24 protein-coding genes are annotated in these 21888 nt (G+C 62.9%); 9 read left to right on the forward strand and 15 right to left on the reverse strand.

Annotated features, from left to right (window positions below; translation table 11 throughout):
* Positions 1-313: 313 nt before the first annotated feature.
* Genes gspF through gspG form a run of 7 tightly spaced genes read right to left on the reverse strand, consistent with a single transcriptional unit; the run spans position 314 to position 8454 of the window.
* Positions 314-1525, reverse strand: coding sequence for a type II secretion system inner membrane protein GspF (gene gspF / locus JMN22_RS08710; RefSeq protein WP_198796772.1), 1212 nt, complete (start codon positions 1523-1525; stop codon positions 314-316).
* Complete coding sequence (gspE, locus tag JMN22_RS08715) at positions 1525-2967, reverse strand: type II secretion system ATPase GspE (protein WP_198796771.1); 1443 nt, start codon at positions 2965-2967, stop codon at positions 1525-1527. Before gspE ends, gspF begins: the two co-directional genes overlap by 1 nt.
* On the reverse strand, positions 2964-5330 hold the full coding sequence (gene gspD / locus JMN22_RS08720; protein ID WP_198796770.1) for a type II secretion system secretin GspD: 2367 nt from the start codon (positions 5328-5330) through the stop codon (positions 2964-2966). The genes gspE and gspD overlap by 4 nt, the downstream gene beginning before the upstream one ends.
* Complete coding sequence (gspM, locus tag JMN22_RS08725; protein WP_198796769.1) at positions 5327-5881, reverse strand: type II secretion system protein GspM; 555 nt, start codon at positions 5879-5881, stop codon at positions 5327-5329. Before gspM ends, gspD begins: the two co-directional genes overlap by 4 nt.
* Entirely contained in the window at positions 5874-7037 is a 1164-nt protein-coding gene (gene gspL, locus JMN22_RS08730; protein ID WP_198796768.1) for a type II secretion system protein GspL, read from the reverse strand. Before gspL ends, gspM begins: the two co-directional genes overlap by 8 nt.
* Positions 7034-7978 (reverse strand): type II secretion system minor pseudopilin GspK, encoded by a 945-nt coding sequence (gene gspK / locus JMN22_RS08735; RefSeq protein WP_198796830.1) that lies wholly within the window; start codon positions 7976-7978, stop codon positions 7034-7036. Before gspK ends, gspL begins: the two co-directional genes overlap by 4 nt.
* A 26-nt stretch (positions 7979-8004) precedes the next feature.
* Entirely contained in the window at positions 8005-8454 is a 450-nt protein-coding gene (gene gspG, locus JMN22_RS08740; RefSeq protein WP_198796767.1) for a type II secretion system major pseudopilin GspG, read from the reverse strand.
* Positions 8455-8627: 173 nt separating this feature from the next.
* Here gspG and gspI point away from each other — a divergent pair, with 173 nt between their 5' ends.
* The gene (gene gspI / locus JMN22_RS08745; RefSeq protein ID WP_198796766.1) at positions 8628-9008 is read left to right on the forward strand and encodes a type II secretion system minor pseudopilin GspI; all 381 of its coding nucleotides are present in this window, start codon (positions 8628-8630) and stop codon (positions 9006-9008) included.
* Position 9009: 1 nt separating this feature from the next.
* Here the strand turns inward: gspI and JMN22_RS08750 are convergent, their stop codons facing one another.
* Positions 9010-9432, reverse strand: coding sequence for a type II secretion system protein N (locus JMN22_RS08750; protein ID WP_198796765.1), 423 nt, complete (start codon positions 9430-9432; stop codon positions 9010-9012).
* Positions 9433-9524: 92 nt separating this feature from the next.
* On the opposite strand from JMN22_RS08750, the gene gspH reads away from it, so the two are divergent.
* Positions 9525-9983, forward strand: a complete 459-nt coding sequence (gene gspH, locus JMN22_RS08755) for a type II secretion system minor pseudopilin GspH (RefSeq protein ID WP_198796764.1) — start codon at positions 9525-9527, stop codon at positions 9981-9983.
* Entirely contained in the window at positions 9983-10594 is a 612-nt protein-coding gene (locus tag JMN22_RS08760) for a prepilin-type N-terminal cleavage/methylation domain-containing protein (protein WP_198796763.1), read from the forward strand. The genes gspH and JMN22_RS08760 overlap by 1 nt, the downstream gene beginning before the upstream one ends.
* 22 nt (positions 10595-10616) lie before the next feature.
* Here the strand turns inward: JMN22_RS08760 and JMN22_RS08765 are convergent, their stop codons facing one another.
* The 3 genes from JMN22_RS08765 to JMN22_RS08775 are packed head-to-tail and all read right to left on the reverse strand — an operon-like array spanning position 10617 to position 12895.
* Positions 10617-11573, reverse strand: coding sequence for a FecR family protein (locus JMN22_RS08765; protein ID WP_206768522.1), 957 nt, complete (start codon positions 11571-11573; stop codon positions 10617-10619).
* 54 nt (positions 11574-11627) lie between these two features.
* Positions 11628-12173: an RNA polymerase sigma factor gene (locus JMN22_RS08770; protein ID WP_198796762.1), complete on the reverse strand. Its 546-nt coding sequence runs from the start codon at positions 12171-12173 to the stop codon at positions 11628-11630.
* On the reverse strand, positions 12170-12895 hold the full coding sequence (locus tag JMN22_RS08775) for an STN domain-containing protein (protein ID WP_236010323.1): 726 nt from the start codon (positions 12893-12895) through the stop codon (positions 12170-12172). Before JMN22_RS08775 ends, JMN22_RS08770 begins: the two co-directional genes overlap by 4 nt.
* A 161-nt stretch (positions 12896-13056) precedes the next feature.
* Between JMN22_RS08775 and JMN22_RS08780 the strand changes: the two genes are divergently transcribed.
* A complete protein-coding gene (locus JMN22_RS08780; RefSeq protein WP_181289710.1) occupies positions 13057-13365 on the forward strand; it encodes a hypothetical protein in 309 nt (102 codons plus the stop codon).
* 9 nt (positions 13366-13374) lie between these two features.
* Here JMN22_RS08780 and JMN22_RS08785 read toward each other — a convergent pair whose 3' ends face one another.
* Positions 13375-14298 carry a transcriptional regulator GcvA gene (locus tag JMN22_RS08785; protein ID WP_198796761.1) on the reverse strand — a complete coding sequence of 308 codons (924 nt, stop codon included), beginning with the start codon at positions 14296-14298 and terminating at the stop codon, positions 13375-13377.
* A gap of 114 nt (positions 14299-14412) precedes the next feature.
* Here JMN22_RS08785 and gstA point away from each other — a divergent pair, with 114 nt between their 5' ends.
* The gene (gene gstA, locus JMN22_RS08790) at positions 14413-15024 is read left to right on the forward strand and encodes a glutathione transferase GstA (RefSeq protein ID WP_030140567.1); all 612 of its coding nucleotides are present in this window, start codon (positions 14413-14415) and stop codon (positions 15022-15024) included.
* Here gstA and JMN22_RS08795 read toward each other — a convergent pair whose 3' ends face one another.
* Positions 15025-15402 carry a hypothetical protein gene (locus JMN22_RS08795; protein WP_051065985.1) on the reverse strand — a complete coding sequence of 126 codons (378 nt, stop codon included), beginning with the start codon at positions 15400-15402 and terminating at the stop codon, positions 15025-15027. It abuts the gene before it with no gap.
* Between the two features lie 167 nt (positions 15403-15569).
* Entirely contained in the window at positions 15570-15911 is a 342-nt protein-coding gene (locus tag JMN22_RS08800; RefSeq protein ID WP_030140565.1) for a hypothetical protein, read from the reverse strand.
* 143 nt (positions 15912-16054) lie between these two features.
* Between JMN22_RS08800 and JMN22_RS08805 the strand changes: the two genes are divergently transcribed.
* On the forward strand, positions 16055-16297 hold the full coding sequence (locus tag JMN22_RS08805; RefSeq protein WP_033864527.1) for a hypothetical protein: 243 nt from the start codon (positions 16055-16057) through the stop codon (positions 16295-16297).
* Positions 16298-16444: 147 nt separating this feature from the next.
* Positions 16445-17842 (forward strand): hypothetical protein, encoded by a 1398-nt coding sequence (locus tag JMN22_RS08810; RefSeq protein WP_198796760.1) that lies wholly within the window; start codon positions 16445-16447, stop codon positions 17840-17842.
* Positions 17843-18004: 162 nt separating this feature from the next.
* On the opposite strand, the gene JMN22_RS08815 is transcribed toward JMN22_RS08810, so the two are convergent.
* Positions 18005-19192 carry a XylR family transcriptional regulator gene (locus JMN22_RS08815; protein WP_030140562.1) on the reverse strand — a complete coding sequence of 396 codons (1188 nt, stop codon included), beginning with the start codon at positions 19190-19192 and terminating at the stop codon, positions 18005-18007.
* 154 nt (positions 19193-19346) lie between these two features.
* Between JMN22_RS08815 and xylA the strand changes: the two genes are divergently transcribed.
* Together xylA and xylF are read left to right on the forward strand one after the other, a co-directional pair.
* Positions 19347-20663, forward strand: a complete 1317-nt coding sequence (gene xylA, locus JMN22_RS08820; protein ID WP_198796759.1) for a xylose isomerase — start codon at positions 19347-19349, stop codon at positions 20661-20663.
* Between the two features lie 148 nt (positions 20664-20811).
* Positions 20812-21813 carry a D-xylose ABC transporter substrate-binding protein gene (xylF, locus tag JMN22_RS08825; RefSeq protein WP_030140560.1) on the forward strand — a complete coding sequence of 334 codons (1002 nt, stop codon included), beginning with the start codon at positions 20812-20814 and terminating at the stop codon, positions 21811-21813.
* Positions 21814-21888: the final 75 nt, after the last annotated feature.

A 21888-nucleotide genomic window follows, 5' to 3' on the forward strand; every position in this document is an offset into this window, starting at 1 on the left:
ACGTTGGTAGTTCGCTTGTGCTTCTCATCGCGACCGCTGCCCCGAGCGGACTTCCGGCGCTCGTTCGAAGGGGTGGCCACGGCGTAGAAACTCTCAATTTCCAGTGACAGAGAAAGGAAAAAATCTCGGGTGTTCGGCCTTGTTTTTCCTAAATATTCTCGGGAGTTACCGACACCTTCCTGACATTTTGCTCAGTTTTCCCAGCGTGAGCGTAAGTCCGTCGCATGCCCTCCCCCGTGCGCCGTAGCCTGGCGCAGCGTAGATGTCGAACGGATGAACCCGAGTGGCGCTCAGGAGTGGGATCGCGCAGGTGTCATTGCACCAGCTGATTGATCTCGATGATCGGTAGCAACACGGCCATGACGATGGTCAGCACCACCCCGCCCATGATCACGATCATCAGCGGCTCCAGGAGTGCCGTCATGCCCATGGCCCGGCGCTCGATGTCGCGCGACAAGGTTTGCGCGGCGCGCTCGAGCATGGGCGGCAAGGCCCCGGTTTTTTCACCGCTGGCGATCAGGTGAATCAGGATGGGCGGGAACACCTTGCCGACCCGCAGTGCATTGGCGAGGCCCACGCCTTCGCGCACCCGCAAGGTGGCGTCGGCCACGCAATGGGCCAGGCGATCATTGGCCAGGGTCTGCCCGGCGGCATCCAGGGCGCGCAACAGCGGCACGCCAGCGCTGCCAAGAATCGCCAGGGTCGAGGCGAAACGCGCGGTATTGACCCCCAGCACGAAGCGGCCGATCAGCGGCAGCCGCAGCACCCGGCTATGCCAGGCCAGGCGTGCGTCGGCGTTACGCAAATAGCGCCGCCATCCCCACCAGCATCCGGCAAGCCCGGCAAAGCAGGCCCAACCCCAGGCGCGCAGGAAGTCGCTGGCCTGCAACATCACCCGGGTCAGGGTGGGCAAGTCCTGGCGCGCCTGGGAAAAAGCGCTGACCACCTGTGGCACCACGAAACCCAGCAGGAAGATGACGATGACAATCGACACCACCCCCACCACCGCTGGGTAGATGAAGGCCGTGAGGATCTTGCCCCGCAGGTTGTTGCGCTCTTCGATGTAGTCGGCCAGGCGCTCCATCACCTGGGCGAGATCGCCAGACTCCTCGCCAGCGGCAATCATCGCCCGGTAGATCTCGGGAAAATCCCTCGGTCGCGCGGCCAACGCATCGGCCAGGCGCATGCCGTTGCGCACATCGCCGCGCACCGCGCCGAGGGTTTCGGCGATGTGGCGTTTCTCGGCCTGGTCGACGGTGGCCGACAGGGCCGCTTCCAGCGGCAGACTGGCGCCCAACAGGCTCGCCAATTGACGGGTAGCCCAGGCCAGGTCGCTGTCCGACAATTTTGCGCTGAACAGGCCCGAGGCACCGGCGCTGCTGACGTGTAACTGCTCGTCGATGCGCAACGGCGTCAGCCCACGGCCGCGCAGTTCGCCCATGGCACTGCGCTGGCTATCGGCCTCAAGCACGCCTTGCTCGATGTTCCCCGAGGCATCGGCGGCCTCGAAACGGTAGCGGTTCATCAGGCGTCCCGGGTCACGCGCAGGATTTCTTCGCGGGCGGTGGAGCCACTGCTCACCCAGCGTTCGCCGTCCTCGCGCATGCTCAACATGCCGGCCTGTCGCGCACAGGTGCGCAAGGCCTGCTCGCCTTCACCCTGATGGATCAACCGCCGCACTTCATCGTCCACCACGAAGAGTTCGTGGATACCGGTACGGCCGCTGTAACCGGTATGGTTGCAGCGCGGGCAACCATGAGGACGCCATTGGCCCGGCGCGGCTTCGTCAGGCTGTTTGCACGCCGGACACAGGCGACGCACCAGGCGTTGCGCCAGGACGCCGAGCAATGACGACGCCAACAGGAACGGCTCGACGCCGATGTCGGTCAGCCGCGTCACCGCCGACACCGCATCGTTGGTATGCAAGGTCGCCAACACCAGATGTCCGGTCAGCGAGGCCTGGACCGCGATCTGCGCGGTCTCCTGGTCGCGGATTTCACCGATCATGATCACGTCCGGGTCCTGGCGCAGGATTGCCCGCAGCGCCAGGCCGAAGCTCATGTCGATCCGCGTGTTGACCTGGATCTGGCTGATGCCCGGCAAGTCGTATTCCACCGGGTCTTCCACCGTCAGGATATTGCTGGTGCTGGCATCCAGGCGGGCCAGGGCGGCATACAGCGTGGTGGTCTTGCCGCTGCCGGTGGGGCCGGTGACCAGCACGATGCCGTGGGGTTGGCGGATAAGTTGATCCAGTTGGCTCAGCACCGCGGGCGCCATGCCCAGGGTTTCCAATTGCAGGCGCCCGGCCTGTTTGTCCAGCAGGCGCATCACCACCCGCTCGCCGTGGCCGGTGGGCACGGTGGACACCCGCACATCGATGGGCCGTCCGGCAACACGCAGGGCGATGCGGCCGTCCTGGGGCAAGCGTTTTTCGGCGATGTCCAATTGCGCCATGATCTTGATCCGCGACACCAGCGCCGCGTGCAGGGCCTTGCGCGGCGCGACCACATCGCGCAGGGCTCCGTCGACGCGATAACGCACCACGGAATGGCTTTCGAACGGTTCGATATGAATATCGCTGGCCTCATCCCGTGCGGCCTGCGTCAGCAATGCGTTGATCATGCGGATGACCGGGGCGCCACCTTCGCTGTCCAGCAAATCGGTGACTTCCGGGATGTCCTGCATCAGGCGATCAAGGTCGACTTCGTTTTCCGCCGCGCCGACGATCGCCGCGGCGCTGCCGGTGTCGGCATAAGCGCTGGTCAACAGCGCTTCGAGCTCTTCGTCGCGTATCCGTTGCAACGCAGTGGGACCATAACGCCGGCGTACCTCGTTGATGGCCCAGCCCGGCGTCGCGGCACTGACCAGCAATACGTTGCCCTCCTCGCCGGCCTTGAGGAGGAGCCGCTGCGCCTTGGCCCACGCATAGGGCAACGCGCCCGCACCGGTTTGCAGGGAGGGGCTCATGGCTGCCCACCTGGTTCCAGCGGCACGGCGCGCATCGCTCGGGGTGGCTGATTGAGCGGTATCGGCTGGCGGGGTGACGGATTGAGCGGCATCGCCTGGGCGGCCGGCGGCAACTGCGGTGCTTGCATATCGGTGAGCGGCCATTTGTGCGCTGGCTGCAGATTGCCCTGGGCACGGCGGATAAAATCGTAGCGATTGAGGGTAATGCTGCGGCCGACGTTACTGTCGCGAATGATGTAGGGCCGCAGGAAGACCATCAGGTTGGTCTTGGTCCGCGAGCGGCTGTCGCTGCGAAACAGCGCGCCAATGCCCGGGATGCTGCCCAGCCCCGGAATCGCGTCGGAGCTTTCGGTAAAGCCATCTTGCAACAAGCCACCCAACACCATGATTTGTCCGTCGTCGAGCAGGATGCTGGTGTCGATGGCGCGCTTGTTGGTCACCGTGCCGGCGTCGCTGGAGGCGCGCGGGTCCACGCTGCTGACTTCCTGGTAGATGTCCAGCTTGACCGTGCCACCCTCGGAAATCTGCGGGCGCACGTTCAGGCGCAGCCCGACTTCCTCCCGCTCGATGGTCTGGAACGGGTTGTTGCTGTTGCCGCCGCCGTTGGTCACGTAGTTGCCGGTGACGAAGGGGATGGTCTGGCCCACGAAAATGCTCGCCGCTTCGTTGTCCAGCGTCAGCAGGTTGGGCGTGGACAACACGTTGGTTCCGCCCTTGCTTTTCAGGGCGCGGGCCAGCACCTTCAAATCGAGCACCTGGCCGATGCCGGGAATATTCACCGTGCCCGAGACCTTGCCGATGCTCAAGCCACCGGGCAATGCATCAATGCTGTTCTTGGCCGAGGTATTGATGCCTGCACCGCCCAGGTTGGCGCCGCCGATCCAGCCGTTGCCCGCCAGATCACCAGCTTGCCATTGAATGCCGAAGGCACTCGCATCGTCTTCGCTGACCTCGACGATCAGGCTTTCGATCACCACCTGGGCGCGGCGCTGGTCGAGCAGATCGATGACTTCGCGCAGGTTGCGATACAGCGGGTCGGGCGCGGAAATCAACAAGGTGTTGGTGGTGGTATCGGCCTGCACGGTGACGCCGTTGGCGGAAAACGCCACTGCGCCTTCGCCTGCCTGATGGCTGCCCTGGCCGCTCGACATCTGCAGGCCTGCACTCTGCCCATTGTTGGTTTGCGAACTGCTGCCGGTAGTGCTCGACGAATTATTGCCGTTTCCGCTCGTACTGCTGCCCGCCGGGCCACCCAGGCCACCGCCGTTCAACAGGTTCCGTGCGCTGTCGGTGGACGCACCGGCCATTTCCCCTTCACCGGTGAGCAAGCCGCGCAAGGCTTGCGCCAGCTTGTTGGCCTGGGCGTTGCGCAGGTACACCACGTGGAGATTGCTCGGGTTGTTCTGGGCATTGTCGAGCTTGTAGATCAGCTGCCGGGCCAGCTCGGTGCGTTCGGGGCTGCCGGTGCGCAGGATGATGCTGTTGGATCGAGGGTCGCCGATCACCGACACCTTTTGCGTCGCATCGGCGCCCTGCACGTCGAGCAACTCGGACACCATCGTCGCAATGTCGACGGCAATGCCGTTCTGCACGGGGACGACATCGGTGTCGATGGCGCCGGGTATGTCGATGTTGGCGATGATCTGCGCCACCCGGTTGAGGTTTTCCGCATAGTCGGTGACCACCACCGTGTTATTGCCGGGGTAGGCATTGATGGGGTTGTTGGCCGATACGATGGGCCGCAGTGCCGGGATCAGGTTGACGGCGTTTTCGTATTGCAAGCGAAAGGTCCGGGTGATCATGCCGTTGCCTGCCGCACGATCGGCGTCCCCCACCGGCCCGCCCAGCAACTTGGCGTCGGCTTCCGGGACCACCTGGCTGACGCCTTCCACTTCGACCACGGCAAAACCCTGCATGCGCAGGGCCGCGAGCAACATGTCATAGGCCGTGCGGGCCGGCACCTCGCCTTCGGACACCAGGGTCAATTGGCCTTTGACACGTGGATCCACCAGGAACTGGCGACCGGTGGCGCGGGACAGCGCACGCACCACGGCGGGAATATCGGCCTCGACGAAATTCAACTGCACCGGTTGATTGCCCAGTCCGTTGCCAGTCGGGCCGGCATCGAGCGGACGGAGGGTCGGGCGCGACGATGCCTTGCGCGTGACCTGGCGTCGTTGCTCTGCCTGCGCTTGCACGCGCTGGCGCTCGACCAGCGCGTCACCGCTGCCGGTCTGTGCGAGCGGCTGGCCCAGCTCACTTTGAGCGGGAATGGGCTGCGCCTGCTCGCTGCCCAATTGGCTGCAGGCACTGAGCAACAGCGCCAAGGGAATTGTTGACGCATACGTACCAAACCGCTTCATGAGGATTCCTTAGCGCCGGGCGCCTGTTCCATGCCAACGACCCCGGAAATCCGCGCGGCCGTCTCAGTGCTTTGCGAGGTTGCCCGTTGCAAATGAGCGTCGCGCACCTGCAGGCCGAGCCTCGGTGCGTCGTCCAATAACCAGTTCAACAAGGCATCGGCGGGCGCGTTGTCGAGGGTCAGCCGCCAGGTTGTGGCGTCGGCCTCGACCCGGTGTTCCAAGTCGTAGGCGCCGGCCAGGCCGATGCCATCCAAACGCTCTTTCACAAGCTGTGGCGTGATCGCGCCGGGCACCACACCGGCGCCCTGCACCTCGGCCAGCACCCCATCCAGCGCTACCGCCTGGGAACGCAGGCGCGGCAGTTCGGCTTGCCAATGGTCGATGCGTTGCAGTGGCGGCTGGATCAGGCCGTACCACAGCACCACCACGGGCAACACCAGCGCGGCAATCCGCAGGATGCGTTTATCCCGGGCGCTACTGCGTTGCCAGAACTGCTGAGCGCTGGCTCGCTGCGCCTGCCAGCGGGCGCGGTAACGTGCCAGGCTATTCATCCGTGCCTCCCGCAACGGGCGCTGCCCTGGCGTCCGCGGGCAAACGCTTCAGCGTCCATTGCCCATTTGCAAGATCGGCCGCTATGCCCGCTTGCGCCAGGCTGGTTTGCCAGTTGCTATCGGCGGGTGGTTTGCGGGCAGGCGTGCGCGGGGTCAGGTGCAATTCGCTGCCGTCGAAGTCGAGTTTGTCGACCGCGCCCGCCATGAACGGCAACTGCCCAGCCGCCTGCTGCACCAAGGCGGCGAAGCTGACCGGACCTTCGGCCAGCGCCCCATTGCGCCGGGCATCGCGTTGCTGGCGAGCCTGCTGCAAGGGATTGAGGATCACCGGCAGTTCAGGAAAAGCCTGCTGGACCCGGCTGGTCATCTGTCCCTTGATTGCCTGGCCCTCGCCGGCCAACCGCACCGCGTACAGGTTGAGGCCCAGGGTCCAGATCAACGCCGCCACCGCGCAACAGCCGACCGCGCGGCCCCAGCGCTGATTGCCCCGGACGCTTTGTTCGATCCCGCTCAGTAAGTTCCACGCCGGGGCCGGACCGATCCAGCGTTGGTTTTCCGGCCATGGATCGACGGATTCCGCTTCCGCGCCGACCCAACGCACCGTCCGTTCGCGCAACTGTTCGGCGCCTTCTTGCATCATGGGATGCACCCAGGCGCGCTGGAGATCCTCACGGACCAGCAAATGACCTTCCACGCTTGCCGCCGTGCATGTGCCCGGCTCAGCCAGCGGCAGAAAACAAGGCGCCGCGTACACACCACGCGGCTGCAACTTGAGCCCCTGCAATAATTGCAAAAGACGCAACAGGGCCGCACGCTCGAACCAAGCCAGTTGAACCTGGCCGCCCGCATCACGAGGCCCGTGCACCAGGTGCACGGTATCGTCGCAGCCCAGCAGGAGGTTGTCTGCCGCACAGCGCACGGCATCGCCAAGGCGCGCCGGTGGAAGTGGCGGCAATTCGATGCAGGCAAGCAACGTGTCTTGAGGATGCAAGCAGAGCTCCATGGCTTTGCCTTGGGCCGCGCCGCTCAGCTCGAGCAGGGGTTGCCTCCCCTGTTCGACCAGCGCGCCCTTGCGATCGAGCCAGGCGAAGTCCAACGGGCTGTCGGCCGTCAACTGGGCCAGCGGCGCCAGCGCTATCCGTAGCAAGGTGCTCATGCGCCCACCCGCGACCAGACCACTTGCGGCCTGCGCTGCTCGCTGCGATAAAACAACGCTTCGACGCCGAAGCGGCGCTGTTCGACCGTGGCCTGCCCCCGCAATAGAAACCACTCGCTGGTAATGCCCAGGCGCAGCTGCTCGGTGCTCATCTGCGGCACGCGCAAGCGGTTGAGGAAATCCCCGCTGTTGATGAACCACTGGCCGCGGTCACGCTCGGTAATCAGCGCCTGCGCCTGCGCCACGCTCATGCCGGGCACTCGCGCGGCCAAGACCTGGGCCGTGGTGGTATTGCCATTCACCCAAGTGGGCGCCGGCAGCACCGTGACATAGGGGCGCAGGCGCTCAAGGGCCGCGAGGTCGATCCCGGGCAGGCCGGCCAGGTCATCGAGACCGCGCAACATCGGCCGGGTGGCGGGCAGCGGCTGGCTTTCGGCGTCCGGCGATGTCAGGCGACCGCTGTCGAACCCGGGTGCCGCGCTGGAGGCTGGCGGCGGTGGACGCAAGCGCTTGGGGTAGGCCTCCACCACGCGTTGGACGATACGGTTGGCCTGGGCCACGGGCACGCCCAGCTCGGCGCACAGGCGTTCGAATACGGCGACTTCCAATGTGTCGAGTTGGCCGTCGAGGATCAGGTTGCGCAGGTTGAACTTGCTTTGTTCATCGCTGACATGGCCGTCGAACACCCCGCTTTCAGCGTCCAGGCGCACCCCACGCAGGGGCAGCGCCCACGCCTGGTCCAAACGCGTCATGGGCTCGCGCAGGCGTTGCTGCCAGAGCGCCTGGCGGGTCCATTCCAGTACGCCATTGGACAGCCAGGCGCCCCGCACCCGCTGGCTTTCGCTTTCCACGCTGCGAGTCACCTGGACCTGTCGGGCGATCATGCCAGCGGCGATTACCGCGACCACGGTCGCCACCAGCAAGGCGCTGATCACCGCCATGCCACGCTGGGCTGAGCGATTCACGACTAGAGCTGCCAGGAGCCGATATCAGCGTTGACACCTTCGCCGTCGGGCTGCCCATCGGCGCCGAGGGAAAACACATCGACCTCACCGTTAGTGCCCGGATTGAGGTAGTTGTAGGCGCGGCCCCACGGGTCCTTGGGCAGCCGTTCCAGGTACGCGCGCCAATTGGCGCTGGTGGCGTTGGCGGGTTTTTCCGCCAGGGCCTTGAGCCCTTCGTTCATGGTCGGGTAGCGCCCTTGGTCGAGACGGAACAGCTTGAGCGCCTGCATCAGCCCCGCAACATCCTGGCGGGCCGCCGTGGCCCTGGCCTGGTCCGGGCGATCAAGCACCTTCGGCACGACCATGGCGGCAAGGATGCCGAGGATGACCACCACGACCATGATCTCGATCAGGGTAAAACCTTGCTGCCGGCGAGGGCCACGTGTGGGACGGCCAGACGATGCGACACCCATCTCGACACTCCTTGGCTGGCGCCGCGTTCTGGCGCTGGTTGAGGTTTCCATTCGCTGCGGATTGTTCCAGCGGCATATGTCACTGGTATAAAAATTCCTCAGGAGCTTTGGTCAGCAATCCGTAAAACGCGGGCATTAGGCTGAAGCACATTTCCCCGACGATGCTCATTGCCATGACCCGACAGGTACCCCGGCAACGCGGCTTTACCCTGATCGAAGTATTGGTGGCGCTGCTGATCGTGGCGGTGGCAATGTCAGCGGCTGTTCGCGCCAGTGCACAAATGAGCCAGAGCAACGCGCTGTTGCGGGATCGCTCGATGGCGCTGTTGGCGGCCCAGAACAGCCTGGCCGAATTGCGTCTGCGCGGGGCCACAGATAAGGGCAGCGCCATGCAACGCTGTGATCAAGGACGCTTGAAACTCAGCTGCGAGCAGCAGGTAACCCGCAGTGGCGACCTGCTGAGAGTGAAAGTGCTGGTGCATGAACGTGAACATGACGGACCGCCGCTGGCGCGCCTGGAAACGCTGCTCAGCCGCCCTGTCACCCCGCCATGAATCAGCGCAACGACGGCAGCGCCACCGGCAGACGAGCCATCGACAGGCGAGATTCAACGCCGGCCCGCTCGATGACCACGGCATCAGCCTCGATTCCGCGCAGTCGCACACCTTCGCCCAATGGCTCACCCGCACGAAAAGCCCGCGGCGGCGAGTCCTCGATGCTGAGAATTGCCACCGCGCCATGGGGTCCGGCCAGCAGGCCACTGAGCTTGATCTCCAGGTTCTGCGGGGAACTGGCGAACCATTGCGCCGCGGCTTGGCCAGTCGCTGCCAAGGGCGGCAAGGGTTCGCTATTGGCCTGGGCTTGCACGGGCGCCGAATCGTTGAGCAAGAAGCCCCAGGTGACAAGCCCCGCCACGCTGGCCAATACGGCGACAGCCTGGACCAGCGTGGCCGGATCGAGGCGATGGAAATGGCGCATGAGCGGATCCTCCGTGACGTCCAGTGCTTCAGGCTACCAGCGCTTTCTCACGGTTTTATTGCAAATTCACCCCAGCGAAAGGCGTAGCGACCATGAATGAATGGCGGCACCGACAACGCGGCTTCACGCTGATCGAATTGATGGTCGTGCTGGTGATCATCGGCATCGCCAGCGCCGCCATCAGCTTGAATATCCACGCCGACGCGGCAAGCGGCCTGCGCGAAGATGCCAAGCGCCTGGCCTTGCTGCTGGAAACCGCCCAGGCCGAAGCGCGCAGCGACGGTCGTCGCATCGCCTGGGTCGCCGACAGCCAGGGTTACCGTTTCGTGCGGCTGGACGCTGTCGGCGCACAGGATCGGGAGTTCATCAATGACCCGCAACTGCGCCCCAGGCATTGGAGCGCGGGACCGGTGCAGGTGCGCATCCACCCGGGCAAAACGCTGGTGCTCGATGCCGAATGGATTGCCGCGCCCCTGCAAGTCATTCTGTCCAGCAACCAGGCCAGCGTATCGGTGACGCGCACGGCGGCTGGCCGCATCGAGGTGCATTGATGGTCCGGCAGAACGGCTTCACGCTGATTGAAGTGATGGTCGCCATCCTGCTGATGACCATCGTCAGCCTGATCGCCTGGCGCGGGCTCGACGGCGTGACCCGCGCCGACGCCCACCTGCAGGACAGCGCCGAACAGCACGCGCAACTGATGCGCGCATTCAACCAGCTGCAGCGTGACTTCGCCCTGCGCGCCACCACTGAACTGGCCGAGCCGCCACCGCCCGATGAACCCGCCGCCACCCGCCCCCCGGCGCCTGCCGCGATCAGCATTCGCAGCAGCGACAGCGATCCTTTGCAGTTGGAATTGATACGCGCCGCGGCGGACCAGGACGGCAAGATGCAACGGGTGAGGTGGTGGATTGAAGGCGGCACGCTCTTCCGTGCCTCGGGCTTCGCCCGGTCACGCTATCCCCTCCCCGCGCCCAAGGAGCGTGTCGCGGTGTTGAGTGAGCTTGAGCGCGTTGATGTGCGTGTATGGCGCGCCGACCGGGGCTGGCGCCATCTGACTGGCAGCAAGGAGGAAAATCCTGCGGGTCTGGAAATCAGCTTCAGCCGCCGCACGGCGCACGGCACCGAGCGCTACCGCCAGGTGCTGGCACCGTTTCAATAGCAGCCCACTGGAATGAAAACGCTTAGCTGACCAGCACCACGCCGCCCGGTAGCTCGGTGATGGTGGCGCCGTAGGCATCGCGAATCAGTACGGCGACATTCGCCAGTTGCGCCAGGCTGAAGCGCGCCTGAACCTTGCGCCGCCCGAGCTCAGCGTTCATCAGCACGATCATGCCGGGACGGTAGCGGTTGATCTCATCGATCACGCTCGCGAGGGGGGCATCGTTGAACACCAGCATTTGCTGACGCCAAGCCATGACTTGCTGGGTATCGAAAGGGGTGGGTTGGCCTTGTCGCTGCGCGGTATAGGTCAATTGTCGGCCCTGCTCCAGGTTCAAGCGCCGCCCCTGATGCTTCAGTTGCAAGCGGCCCTCCAGGCACGTCACGCACACGCTACCCTCGGTGGCCCGCACATTGAACCGCGCGGCATCGGCGAACAACTCGCCATTGCCGGCAAGCACACGCAACGCCGTGCTGGCCTGGATTTCCACTTCACCGCTCAGTACTTCGATGGCGGCGTCACCAGGGGCCTCGCTGCGCTGGCTGATGCGCGTCTGGGTATTGAGTTCAAGCACCACGCCCTGCGTCAGGTCGACGTGGCGTTGCTCGCCGACACCGGTATGAAAATCCGCGCCCAAGGGCCAGCCATCCAGCAGTGACGGACGCGCGACCAGCACCGCAACCGACGCGGCAATCGCGCCGCCGAGAAACGCTCGGCGCCCGAAACGCCGCGGGTGGCTGACGACCTTTGCCGCCTGCTCCTGGCGGAGCTTCTGCTCCGCGGGCGCCATGGCCTGCCACAACTGGCGGGCCAGGAAAAAGGCACGGGCGTGCTCGGAACTTTGCGCACTCCAGCGCCGAAAAGCCTCGGCGTCGGCGTGGGTGGCGTGCCCTGAAGTCAAGCGCACCAGCCAATGGAACGCTTCTTCCCGGAGCTGGTTAGCCGTGGCACTGGCCGATTCAGATGCGCTTATAGACATGTTTTTCAAACGTGAAATGACTCAAGAAGGAATGCGCGACGAGCGCCTTATTACCTAAGACTGTTTTCCCGCGCCGGGACCGAACCGCTGAATCACTTTTCTTTCCAGGCGATCGGCACAGTATTGCAGCGCAGCCTTGAGTTCCTTCTCGACCATCCGGGTGGAGATGCCGAATCGCTGGGCGATCTCCTGATGCGGTGTCTGCTCCATGCGTGATGCCATCAATATTTGCCGGCGCCGGGGCGCAAGCTCGGTCAGCGCCTGCATCAGCGCGCGAATTTCAATCTGGCCACCGACGATCACCGCCGGGTCCTGATGTTCGTCGGCGGTTTGCATCAGTTCTTCGATTTCAGTGCCGGTGAGCAAGCGTGCATCCTGCGCACGACGGTCAGCCGCGATGTTCAGGGCCATGCGGAACAGGTAGGCGCCCGGCTTCTGCACATCTGCCGGAGGTTCCATGCGGTCTACCCGAAGATAGGTTTCGTGCAATACGTCGTTGGCCAGGTCATCGGAGCCCAGACGTCGGCGCAAGCGTGCGCGAAACACATCATAGGAAGCCAGGAACACCTTGAGCATGGCGCTCTGCTCCTTTTCCGTCATGGCTTTACCGCTCCTTCCCATGGGTTGCATTCCGTGCCTGCCGAAGCGGCGCCCGGCACCACCAGCACCGTCACCGGCTGCGGCAACGAAGACGGCGGGACACGGCCGATGTCCAATGTGCTCAGGCCCTCGATAATCGCCGCATCGCGCCGGGCGTCACCGGTGGACGCCAGCAAGCGACTCTTGCGCACTTCGCCCGATCCTCCGACCCACAGCTGTAGCGCCGCTCGATAATGGCCCGGACGCGTCACCGCAGAACGGCAAAGCGCCTGCTCCAACGCGACCTGCAACGCACGGGCAAAGTTATCCTCGCGCATAGGACCACCGTTGCGCGAAGACGCATCGGCGCGGCGGGTCAGCTTTGCCTCTTTCACGGTGAAAGCATCCGCACCGGTATAGAGCGCCGCCAAGCCGCTACCGGCCAGCAACTGTTCCAACGCCTGGCGGGCATTCAGACGCCCGTGCACCGCCGTCGACCGTCGCCCGTGCGCAAGTTGACGGTCTACCAGGATCGCCATCCCGCTGGCCCTGCTGTACAGGTCAAGGGCGACGGTCATTTCCTGGGCGGGTATCGCAAACTCGACAGAACGCGCCAGCCTGTCGCCCGCCTCGTGGGGCGCAGGCGTGGCAGACCACGCGTCGCGTTGCGGCATCAATGCGTGGAGCAACAGGAACAGTACCGTGGGCGCGAGGCAGCACCTGCTCAGCGCTTCTCTTGACATAGACATCTTCCGGCCCGAACGGCGTGTCGACGCCCTGCGTTGGCGCATCATGAGACGTGTACATGTCGTTTGTGTGACTGGCGCTGCAAAAAAAACATCGTCATACCTTGCTCCAATACGAGGTAGATTCAGGCTTCTACCGTTGGAAAAGGAGCTTCGCCATGGACTGTCGTGTATACGCGCTGCTGCTTGCTGCCCTTCCCTTGTGGGCCCAAGCCGCCGAGCCGGCGAATGAGGGATGCATCAATGTCGAGGTGAACGGCTACAAGGCGCTGTCCTACGAATGCCTGAGCGAACAGATGGCCAACCCGAAGGGTACGGCGGCAGCGCGCAAGAACCAGGAAGCGTTGAACGTGCCGATAGAGCAGCGAGCGCCGAACAAGCTGGGTCTGTACAACCAGTCGGCCACGCGGATTCGCATGGGCAATACGTTCGGCCACTCGGCGTTGCCGCAACGTCCGCCGCAGTAGGATGGACGTTTAATCCAGCGACAGAGTACCCGGTGTGTTTGCCCCCCTGATCGAATCGATCAACCAGGCCCTGAACGCCTCGACCTTTTTCGAGTGGGCTGCTTCGACGGGTGTCACCAGATAGAAACCGAGATCGGACTTCAACCTCAGGGCAAACGGCGCGACCAGTCGACCCGCCTTCAGATCGTCGTCGACGTAGGTCGAGCGGCCGATGCAAACGCCCAAGCCGTCGATGGCCGCCTGCACGGCCATCATCGCCAGGTCGAAGGTCAACCGTGAGCCTTCGGCCAGGGCGCTCGGTTGGCCGGCGGCCCCCAGCCAGAGGCTCCAATCGTCCCGCGTCATGCCACTGACCTGCAACAAGGTGTGATGGGTCAGATCGCCGGGCGCCTTCAGCGCATTGGGTCCCACCAGCAGATTCGGACTGCACACTGGAAAAACCTCATCGGACATTAGCCAGTCAGCGCGCAGGCCCTTCCAATCTCCGGAGCCGTAACGAATGGCCGCGTCGATTCCAACCTTGCGAAAATCCACCAGGTCGGTGGAAGCCGAGACACGTACATCGATGTTGGGATAGGCCTCCTGGAACGAGGCCAATCTAGGCAGCAGCCATTTTGATGCGAAGGACACCAGGGTACTCACCGTCAGCGCACTGTCATGGACCGAATCCAACAAGGTTTCGGTGCAATGACGCAACTCATGGAATGCCGAACGAACGCCTGGAAAATAGGCGCGACCTTCATCGGTCAATGCGAGGCCGTCCTTGAACCGCAGGAACAGGCGCACGCCCAGTTCGTCCTCCAGCCGCCGGATCTGATGACTGATCGCTGTCTGGGTGACATTCAACTCGAGGGAAGCCTGGGTGAAGCTCATGTGGCGCGCGGCTGATTCGAACGCCTTCAGGCCGTTGAGTGAGGGGATTTTGACAGCCATGGAGGTCAACGTTGCTCATGAGATTTTGTCATACGCTAGCACTCGAAATGTCCTTTGAAAATCTTCCGGTTCGCGCCGATCCTCAGCGGCACTCAACGCCATCAGGAAAATCCCATGAAATTGTATTTCGCGCCCATGACCTGTTCATTGTCCCCGCACATCGTGCTGCGGGAGCTGGGCATTGCCTTCGAGCTGATCCGCGTCGACAACAAGACCAAGCGAACCGTCGGCGGGCAGGACTTTCTTGCCATCAATCCCAAGGGCTACGTCGCGGCGCTGATGCTGGATAACGGTGAAGTGCTGACCGAAGGTCCCGCCATCGTCCAGTACCTGGCCGATCAGGTTCCGGGCAATCACTTGGCACCGGCCAATGGCACCTGGGAGCGGGTTCGGTTGCAGGAGTGGCTGAACTTCATCAGCTCGGAAATCCATGGCGGCTGTGCCCCGCTGTTCAACGCCGAGATCCCGGAAACGACCAAGGCCATCTTCAAGCAGAAGCTGTTCAAGCGGCTTGATTACCTGGCCGGCGCTCTCGAACAACACAGCTATTTGCAGGGGGATTTCGGCCTTGCCGACGCGTATTTGTTCACGGTGCTCAAATGGCTGCCGTTTTTCGCCATCGACATCGAGCATTGGCCGGCGCTGGCGTTGTATATGGCTCGGATCGAGACGCGCCCCAGCGTCAGGGCTGCGATCGAAGCCGAGGCGAACGCCGGCCAAGGCTGATCATTGGGCCACGAAAGGATAATGCTCGATACGACAAGGATGTTCGTTGCCGTCGCCTTTGCAGATGCCGTCCAGGTAGCGGTATTTGATCCGGATCGCCTGGTCTTTTACAGGCCATTTGCGCCGGGCAAGCGTGGCCTGGTAGTCAGCGGTTTCCGGGATGAAACTGATCACCGCACCCTCTTCCGGACATTCCACGTCGGGCGAGGCAGGGCTGGTTTTCAGAACCTGGGCGCGGAGACCGGGGAACGGCTGCTTCACCACCTCAGTGACCCGCAATTGCATGTCGCAGATTTGCCACGTCGCGGCGTGCACCGGGGCGCACAGGGCAGCGAACGTCAGGAGGAATGGCACGGAGTGCGCTGGGAACAGGTTCATCTCAGTCCTTTTTGTCGAGGGTGGCGTCGAATGCGCCATCCTCTCACACCACGATACGCAAGGCGCGCCGGACAAAAAAAGCCCCGCGACCGAATACGGTGCGGGGCAAGGGAATTGGTTGGTTGCGGCCAACCAAAGGAGCACGGAGAAAAGCGTTTACGGACCGGTCAGATGCAATCCTGGGCGGCGCGCTCAAAATTCGAAGGCAGGAAGTTGGAAGCCAGCAAATGCCGCTCATAGACGAACACCTTGCCGCCGCTACCCGCCTTGTAGGCTTCCAGCACGTTGTCCGCCGCCACTTTGCTCGGCACGACGATGCGATAGCTGCGCTGGGTCTGCGAGACCGTCGGATTCAGCGCGCGGTCCTGCAATTTCGGTACGACGCATTCGGCGTATTCGGCCGGCGTCTTGCTGGTCTGCAAGGTCAGGGTCGGATCGTTCGGAGCCGAGGCACATCCGGCCAGCAACAACGGGGGCAAAGCCAGGGCAAGGAAAAATAAGGGGCGCATGTTTCAGGTCCTGCGGTGTTGGGCTGCGTTTCGATGGGGCTGATTCTCCAATGAACGCCGGCAAAGCAGAACTTGCATTTCGTAATGGTCACTATTACTGATGGCAATAGTTGCAAGCCCTGAAAAACCCTATGAGGTATCTGATGAGAACATTTGATCTGATTCGCGGTGCGGTTTTGCCCGACTTCCGGGAACGGGTGGCGGAGTATCTGGTCCCGTACGAAACCGTGCTGCTGGGCGACACCGAAGCCGACCCGCAACTCAACCGGGACACGGCGAATCAACTGCGCGGTTATCTACGCGGCCTGAATACCACGCGAGTGTTGGGCATGGCGGACTGGGAGGAGCTGGACCGGCGGGTCGTTAATACCTGGCTATCCAGCTGAATGGCTGGCCCTCGGTGGAGAGAATCCGTCACTGGCCAAACGCAGGTAAACCTCTTAATCTGCGCCCCCCTGAAAGCGCTCGGCCAGGATGGCACCGATGGACCTCCCCGACGCAGTTGACTGACTCCACACTGATCAAGGACGTTCATGCTTCATCTATCCAGAATATCGACCGCCACGCTGCTGGCTGCCCTCTGCGCCTCGGCCCTGGTGGGCTGTGCGTCTCGATCCGATAAAATCGCCGAGCACAACAAGCGCGTGGCTGCCGAACGCGACGCGCAGAACCTGGCCATGACGGCCCGTGTACTGGCCCAGCCCCTGCCTTTGGATAACACCTTGCGAATGGGGCCCACCGCAGTGCTGATGGTCGACGTGCCCGCCGCGGGCACCCAGCCGGCCACCCAGGCGCGACTCTTCGCCAATTGCGAGGCCCTGATGTTAGCGATGGACTATCGCCAGGCAGAAGGCTGGTACAAGCCTTTCGTGTTGCCGGCGGACCGGCAGCAACCAGCACGCACCACGGCTCAGCAAATGTGCCAAGCAGTGGAGGACGGCGGATGGAGGCAGCTTCCTGGCGATGGTGAAGACATCTTAATGGTCGACTCCGGCAGCCTGGACCTGGACAATGCTCGACGCTCGATATGGGCAGGCATCGACTTTGCTCGCCTGCGCCTGGAGGCAAGCAAGACCTACGACCGTCAGCTTGAGCGAGTCGAGATCAATTGCTCTACACAGCAGGCCAACACCCGCCAGGTCTATCGCATGAGCAACCAAGGCCTGTTGCCGCCGCCTCTGCAGCCGCTCGACAGCGCTTTGAATGCGAAGCAACGTACGCGCTTGGTTGGCGCTGTTTGCGCCGAACCCGCCAAGCTGGCAAAACTCGACACAGTGGGCGCACTGCGCAAGAAACTACCGCCGGACATGCCTACACCAGAAATACCGTCAGCGTTGCTGGCACAAGTCAGCGCATTGCCCCAAGGACACCCGACCCGCACGCTCAGTCACCTGCAATTTACCTATGACGCCACTTCGCCCATGGCGCCGGGCGCCGTGGTCAAGAACACCCCTATGGATCTCTATTTGCAGCCAGGCCCGGCTCGCGGCATCTGGCGCGAGCAGGCCATGGGCGCATTGGGCAGCGAAAAGCTCAGCGTTCGCTGGCGCGGCCTGATCGAGCTTGCCTCGGCGAGTAGCGCTGAGCCAAAGGTTCCAGCCGAGCGAACAAGCCGTCTCATGCGGATCGATTTGAAGGGGGATTGGCAAAACCTCAAGCCAGGTAGCGCCATCGGCTACAGCAAGAGCTTTGTGAGCAGTGAGGGCAAGCCTTTCGAGCAGACCTTTGAATGTTCAGTCGGTGAGTCCTTTCCCGCCGCGCAGAAAGTTGCTTCGTTGCAAGGGTTGGCGCTTGACGTGAAGTGCAACGCGGACAATGGACTCAAAACCAGCAGTTCGTACCTCTATCTGGAGGCTTATGACCTGTTCGTGGAAACCGCCTATCGCTCCATGCTGCTTGTCCAAGAGAAAACCCTCAAGGCAGCGGATTGATGCCTCACGAAAATCCTGTGGCGAGGAAGCTTGCTCCCGCTGGGCTGTGCAGCAGCCCCAAAAAGGCCAGTCGGGATCAGCCTGGCTCACCGCAGTGATTGGCTCAGGGGCCGCTTCGCGGCCCAGCGGGAGCAAGCTCCCTCGCCACAAGAACCCCTCGTACTACTCGCCCGCCATATTCGTGCCTTGCTGATATTCTCGTGGCGTACAACCGAACTCCCGACGAAACACCGTGTGCAGGTACTGCGCCGACTTGAAGCCACAATTGCGGGCGATGTCGGCGATCGCTGAGTCGGTATTCTCCAGACCACTGGCCGCCGCAGCCAATTTGAAGCGCAGGATTTCGTCGTGAACGCTGCACCCGCGCACCTTGCGAAAATGCGCTTCCAGGGATGAACGCGACACGCCGACATACGCCGCCACCTGGGCGGTCTTGATGCCCTGGCAGGCGTATTGGCGGATGAACAACAGGGCCTGCATGACATAAGGATTGCCCAGCGGCTGGTGCAAGCTCGACGCCTGCACGTTGATCGCCTCCGGCGGAATCAGCACCTGCGTGCCCGTGGATGGCATGCCATGCAGCATCTGATGGAGCAGTCGCGCGGCGGTCCGGCCCATGGTTTCGGTGCCCTGCACCACCGAGCTCAGCGGCACTCGGGTCAGGCTGCGGGTCAGTGGATCGTTGTCGATGCCGATCAACGCCACCTGCTCCGGCACGGCAATGCCTGCGGTCAGGCAGGCCTGCAGCAGCTGCCGGGCCCGCGCGTCGCTGACGGCGATGATGCCGATGGGTTTGGGCAGGCTTTGCAGCCAGGCGATCTGCTGCTCGACAGCGCTGTCCCACAGCGGCGCGCTGGTGCCCATGCCGCGATAGACCTCGGCTTGCAGGCCGTCGCGTTGCATCAATCGGCGAAAGGCCTTCTCCCGTTCCTGGGCCCAGCGATTGGCTTGGGATTCCGGCAGGCTGAAGCAGGCGAAGCGCGTCAACCCGGCTTCGATCAGGTGCTCGTAGGCCAATTTGATCAGCGCATGGTTGTCCGTGGCGACATAGGGAATGCCCTTGGGATAGGCGCGCTCGTCCTGGTACGAGCCGCCCACGGCTACCACCGGCATCTTGATCCCGGCCAGCGCCTCGCCGATCAGCGGGTCGTCGAAATCGGCAATGATCCCGTCGCCCTGCCAGCGCTCGATCCCCTTCAACCGACAGAGGAAATCTTCCTCGAGGAACAAGTCCCAGGACGCGCGGGTGCTGCTCAGGTAGTTGCCGATGCCGCTGATGATGCCGCGGTCGTAGATCTTGCTGCCGTTGAACAACAGGGCGATGCGGTGGACGGGCGGGACGATTTTCATTATTTGAACCCTGGGCCGATGGACAGAGCCTAGGCGCGCCAGCGGCGAATCTCAATACTCAAAATCGAACTGCCTCTTGGTGATTTTCATAATCAGCAGGCCCAGGGCCGGCGTTAGTATCGGGACACCGCCAAGAATAAAAAGGAATCCGCCCATGTCGTACTTTCCAGATGTCCAGCCCATTCGCTTTGAGGGCCCAGGCAGCGATTCGCCGCTCGCTTTCCGCCACTACGACGCCAACAAGCTGATCCTCGGCAAACCCATGCGCGAACACCTGCGCATGGCTGTCTGCTACTGGCACACCTTTGTCTGGCCAGGGTCCGATGTGTTTGGCGCCGGCACCTTCAAGCGCCCCTGGCAGCACGCCGGCGATCCGATGGAGTTGGCGATCGGCAAGGCCGAGGCGGCGTTCGAGTTTTTCTCCAAGCTGGGCATTGACTACTACTGCTTCCACGACACCGATGTCGCGCCGGAAGGCCAGTCGCTGAAGGAATACCGCAACCACTTCGCGCAGATGGTCGATCACCTTGAGGGCCACCAGGAACGGACCGGGATCAAATTGCTCTGGGGCACCGCCAACTGTTTCAGCAACCCGCGTTTCGCCGCCGGCGCCGCCAGCAACCCGGACCCGCAAGTCTTCGCCTGCGCCGCCGCCCAGGTGTTCAGCGCCATGAACGCCACCCAGCGTCTCAAGGGCTCGAATTATGTGCTGTGGGGCGGTCGCGAAGGTTATGAAACCCTGCTCAATACCGATCTCAAGCGTGAGCGGGAACAGTTGGGCCGGTTCATGCGCATGGTGGTCGAGCACAAATACAAGATCGGCTTCAAGGGCGACCTGCTGATCGAGCCCAAGCCCCAGGAGCCGACCAAGCATCAGTACGATTACGACACCGCCACGGTGTTCGGCTTCCTGCAGCAGTTCGGCCTGGAGAAGGAGATCAAGGTCAACATCGAGGCCAACCACGCGACGCTCGCCGGGCACAGCTTCCACCATGAAATCGCCACCGCGGTCTCCCTGGGAATCTTCGGCAGCATCGATGCCAACCGGGGCGATCCGCAGAACGGCTGGGACACCGATCAGTTCCCCAACAGTGTCGAGGAAATGACCCTGGCCACTTATGAAATCCTCAAGGCCGGGGGCTTCGGCAACGGCGGTTTCAACTTCGATTCCAAGGTCCGTCGCCAAAGCGTCGACGGCGTCGATCTGTTCCACGGCCACGTTGCAGCCATGGACGTGCTCGCGCTCTCCCTGGAACGCGCGGCGGCCATGGTGCAGGACGATCAGTTGCAGAAATTCAAGGACCAGCGCTACGCCGGCTGGCAGCAGCCGTTTGGCAAGGCGCTGCTCGCAGGTGACTACAGCCTCGAAACCCTGGCCGAGCACGCATTTACCAACGACCTGAATCCGCAAGCCGTCAGCGGTCGCCAGGAGATGCTCGAAAACGTCGTCAACCGCTTCATTTACTCCTGACAGCGGACAACGTTGCGGGCGCGGCAAGGCTGTTACATTCGCGCGACAAATCTGTGCCCGCAACGCCAAGCAACGCTCTACAGTTCTACCGGCATCACGTTCATCGTCAGGCAGTGTCTTTCAAAAAACAATAAAAGGACGCACCACCATGAAAACATTCAAACGTACCCTGCTCGCCGGCGCGCTCGCCCTGCTATCGCTTCCCGTCATGGCCGACGCCGCCCACCCGAAAATCGGTTTCTCCATCGATGACCTGCGCCTGGAACGCTGGTCGCGGGACCGTGACTACTTTGTCGCGGCGGCGGAAAAACTCGACGCCAAGGTCTATGTCCAATCCGCCGATGCCAACGAGCAGAAGCAGATCTCCCAGATCGAAAACCTGATTTCCCGTGGCGTCGACGTGATCGTCATCGTGCCGTTCAACGCCACCGTGCTGACCAACGCCGTCGCCGAAGCCAAGAAAGCCGGGATCAAGGTCGTCTCCTATGACCGGCTGATCCTCAACGCCGACATCGATGCCTACATTTCCTTCGATAACGAAAAAGTCGGCGAGATGCAGGCCGGCGGTGTATTGAAGGCAGCGCCCAAGGGCAACTATTTCCTGCTAGGCGGCGCACCGACCGACAACAACGCGAAGATCCTGCGCGAAGGCCAGATGAAGGTGCTGCAACCGGCCATCGACAAGGGCGACATCAAGATTGTCGGCCAGCAATGGGTGAAGGAATGGAACCCCACCGAAGCCCTGAGCATCGTGGAGAACGCCCTGACCCGGAACAACAACAAGATCGATGGCATCGTCGCCTCCAACGACGCCACCGCCGGCGGCGCGATCCAGGCCCTGGCCGCGCAAAAGATGGCCGGCAAGGTGCCGATCTCCGGGCAGGACGCCGACCTGGCGGCGGTCAAGCGGGTGATCGACGGCACCCAGACCATGACCGTCTACAAGCCGCTGAAACTGATCGCCTCCGAGGCCGCCAAACTCTCGGTGCAACTGGCGCGCAATGAGAAACCCACCTACAGCTCCCAATACGACAACGGCAACAAAAAGGTCGACACCATCCTGCTCACGCCTACTGCGCTGACCAAGGACAACATCGACCTGCTGGAAAAGGACGGGTTCTACACCAAGGCGCAGATCGCCGGGCAGTGACCTGACCAGGCAATCAAGTGAAAAACTGTGGGAGCGAGCTTGCTCGCGATGACGGTGGTTCAGCTTGCATCAATG

The sequence above is a fragment of the Pseudomonas sp. HB05 genome, from assembly GCF_016756915.1.
GTDB lineage: Bacteria > Pseudomonadota > Gammaproteobacteria > Pseudomonadales > Pseudomonadaceae > Aquipseudomonas > Aquipseudomonas alvandae.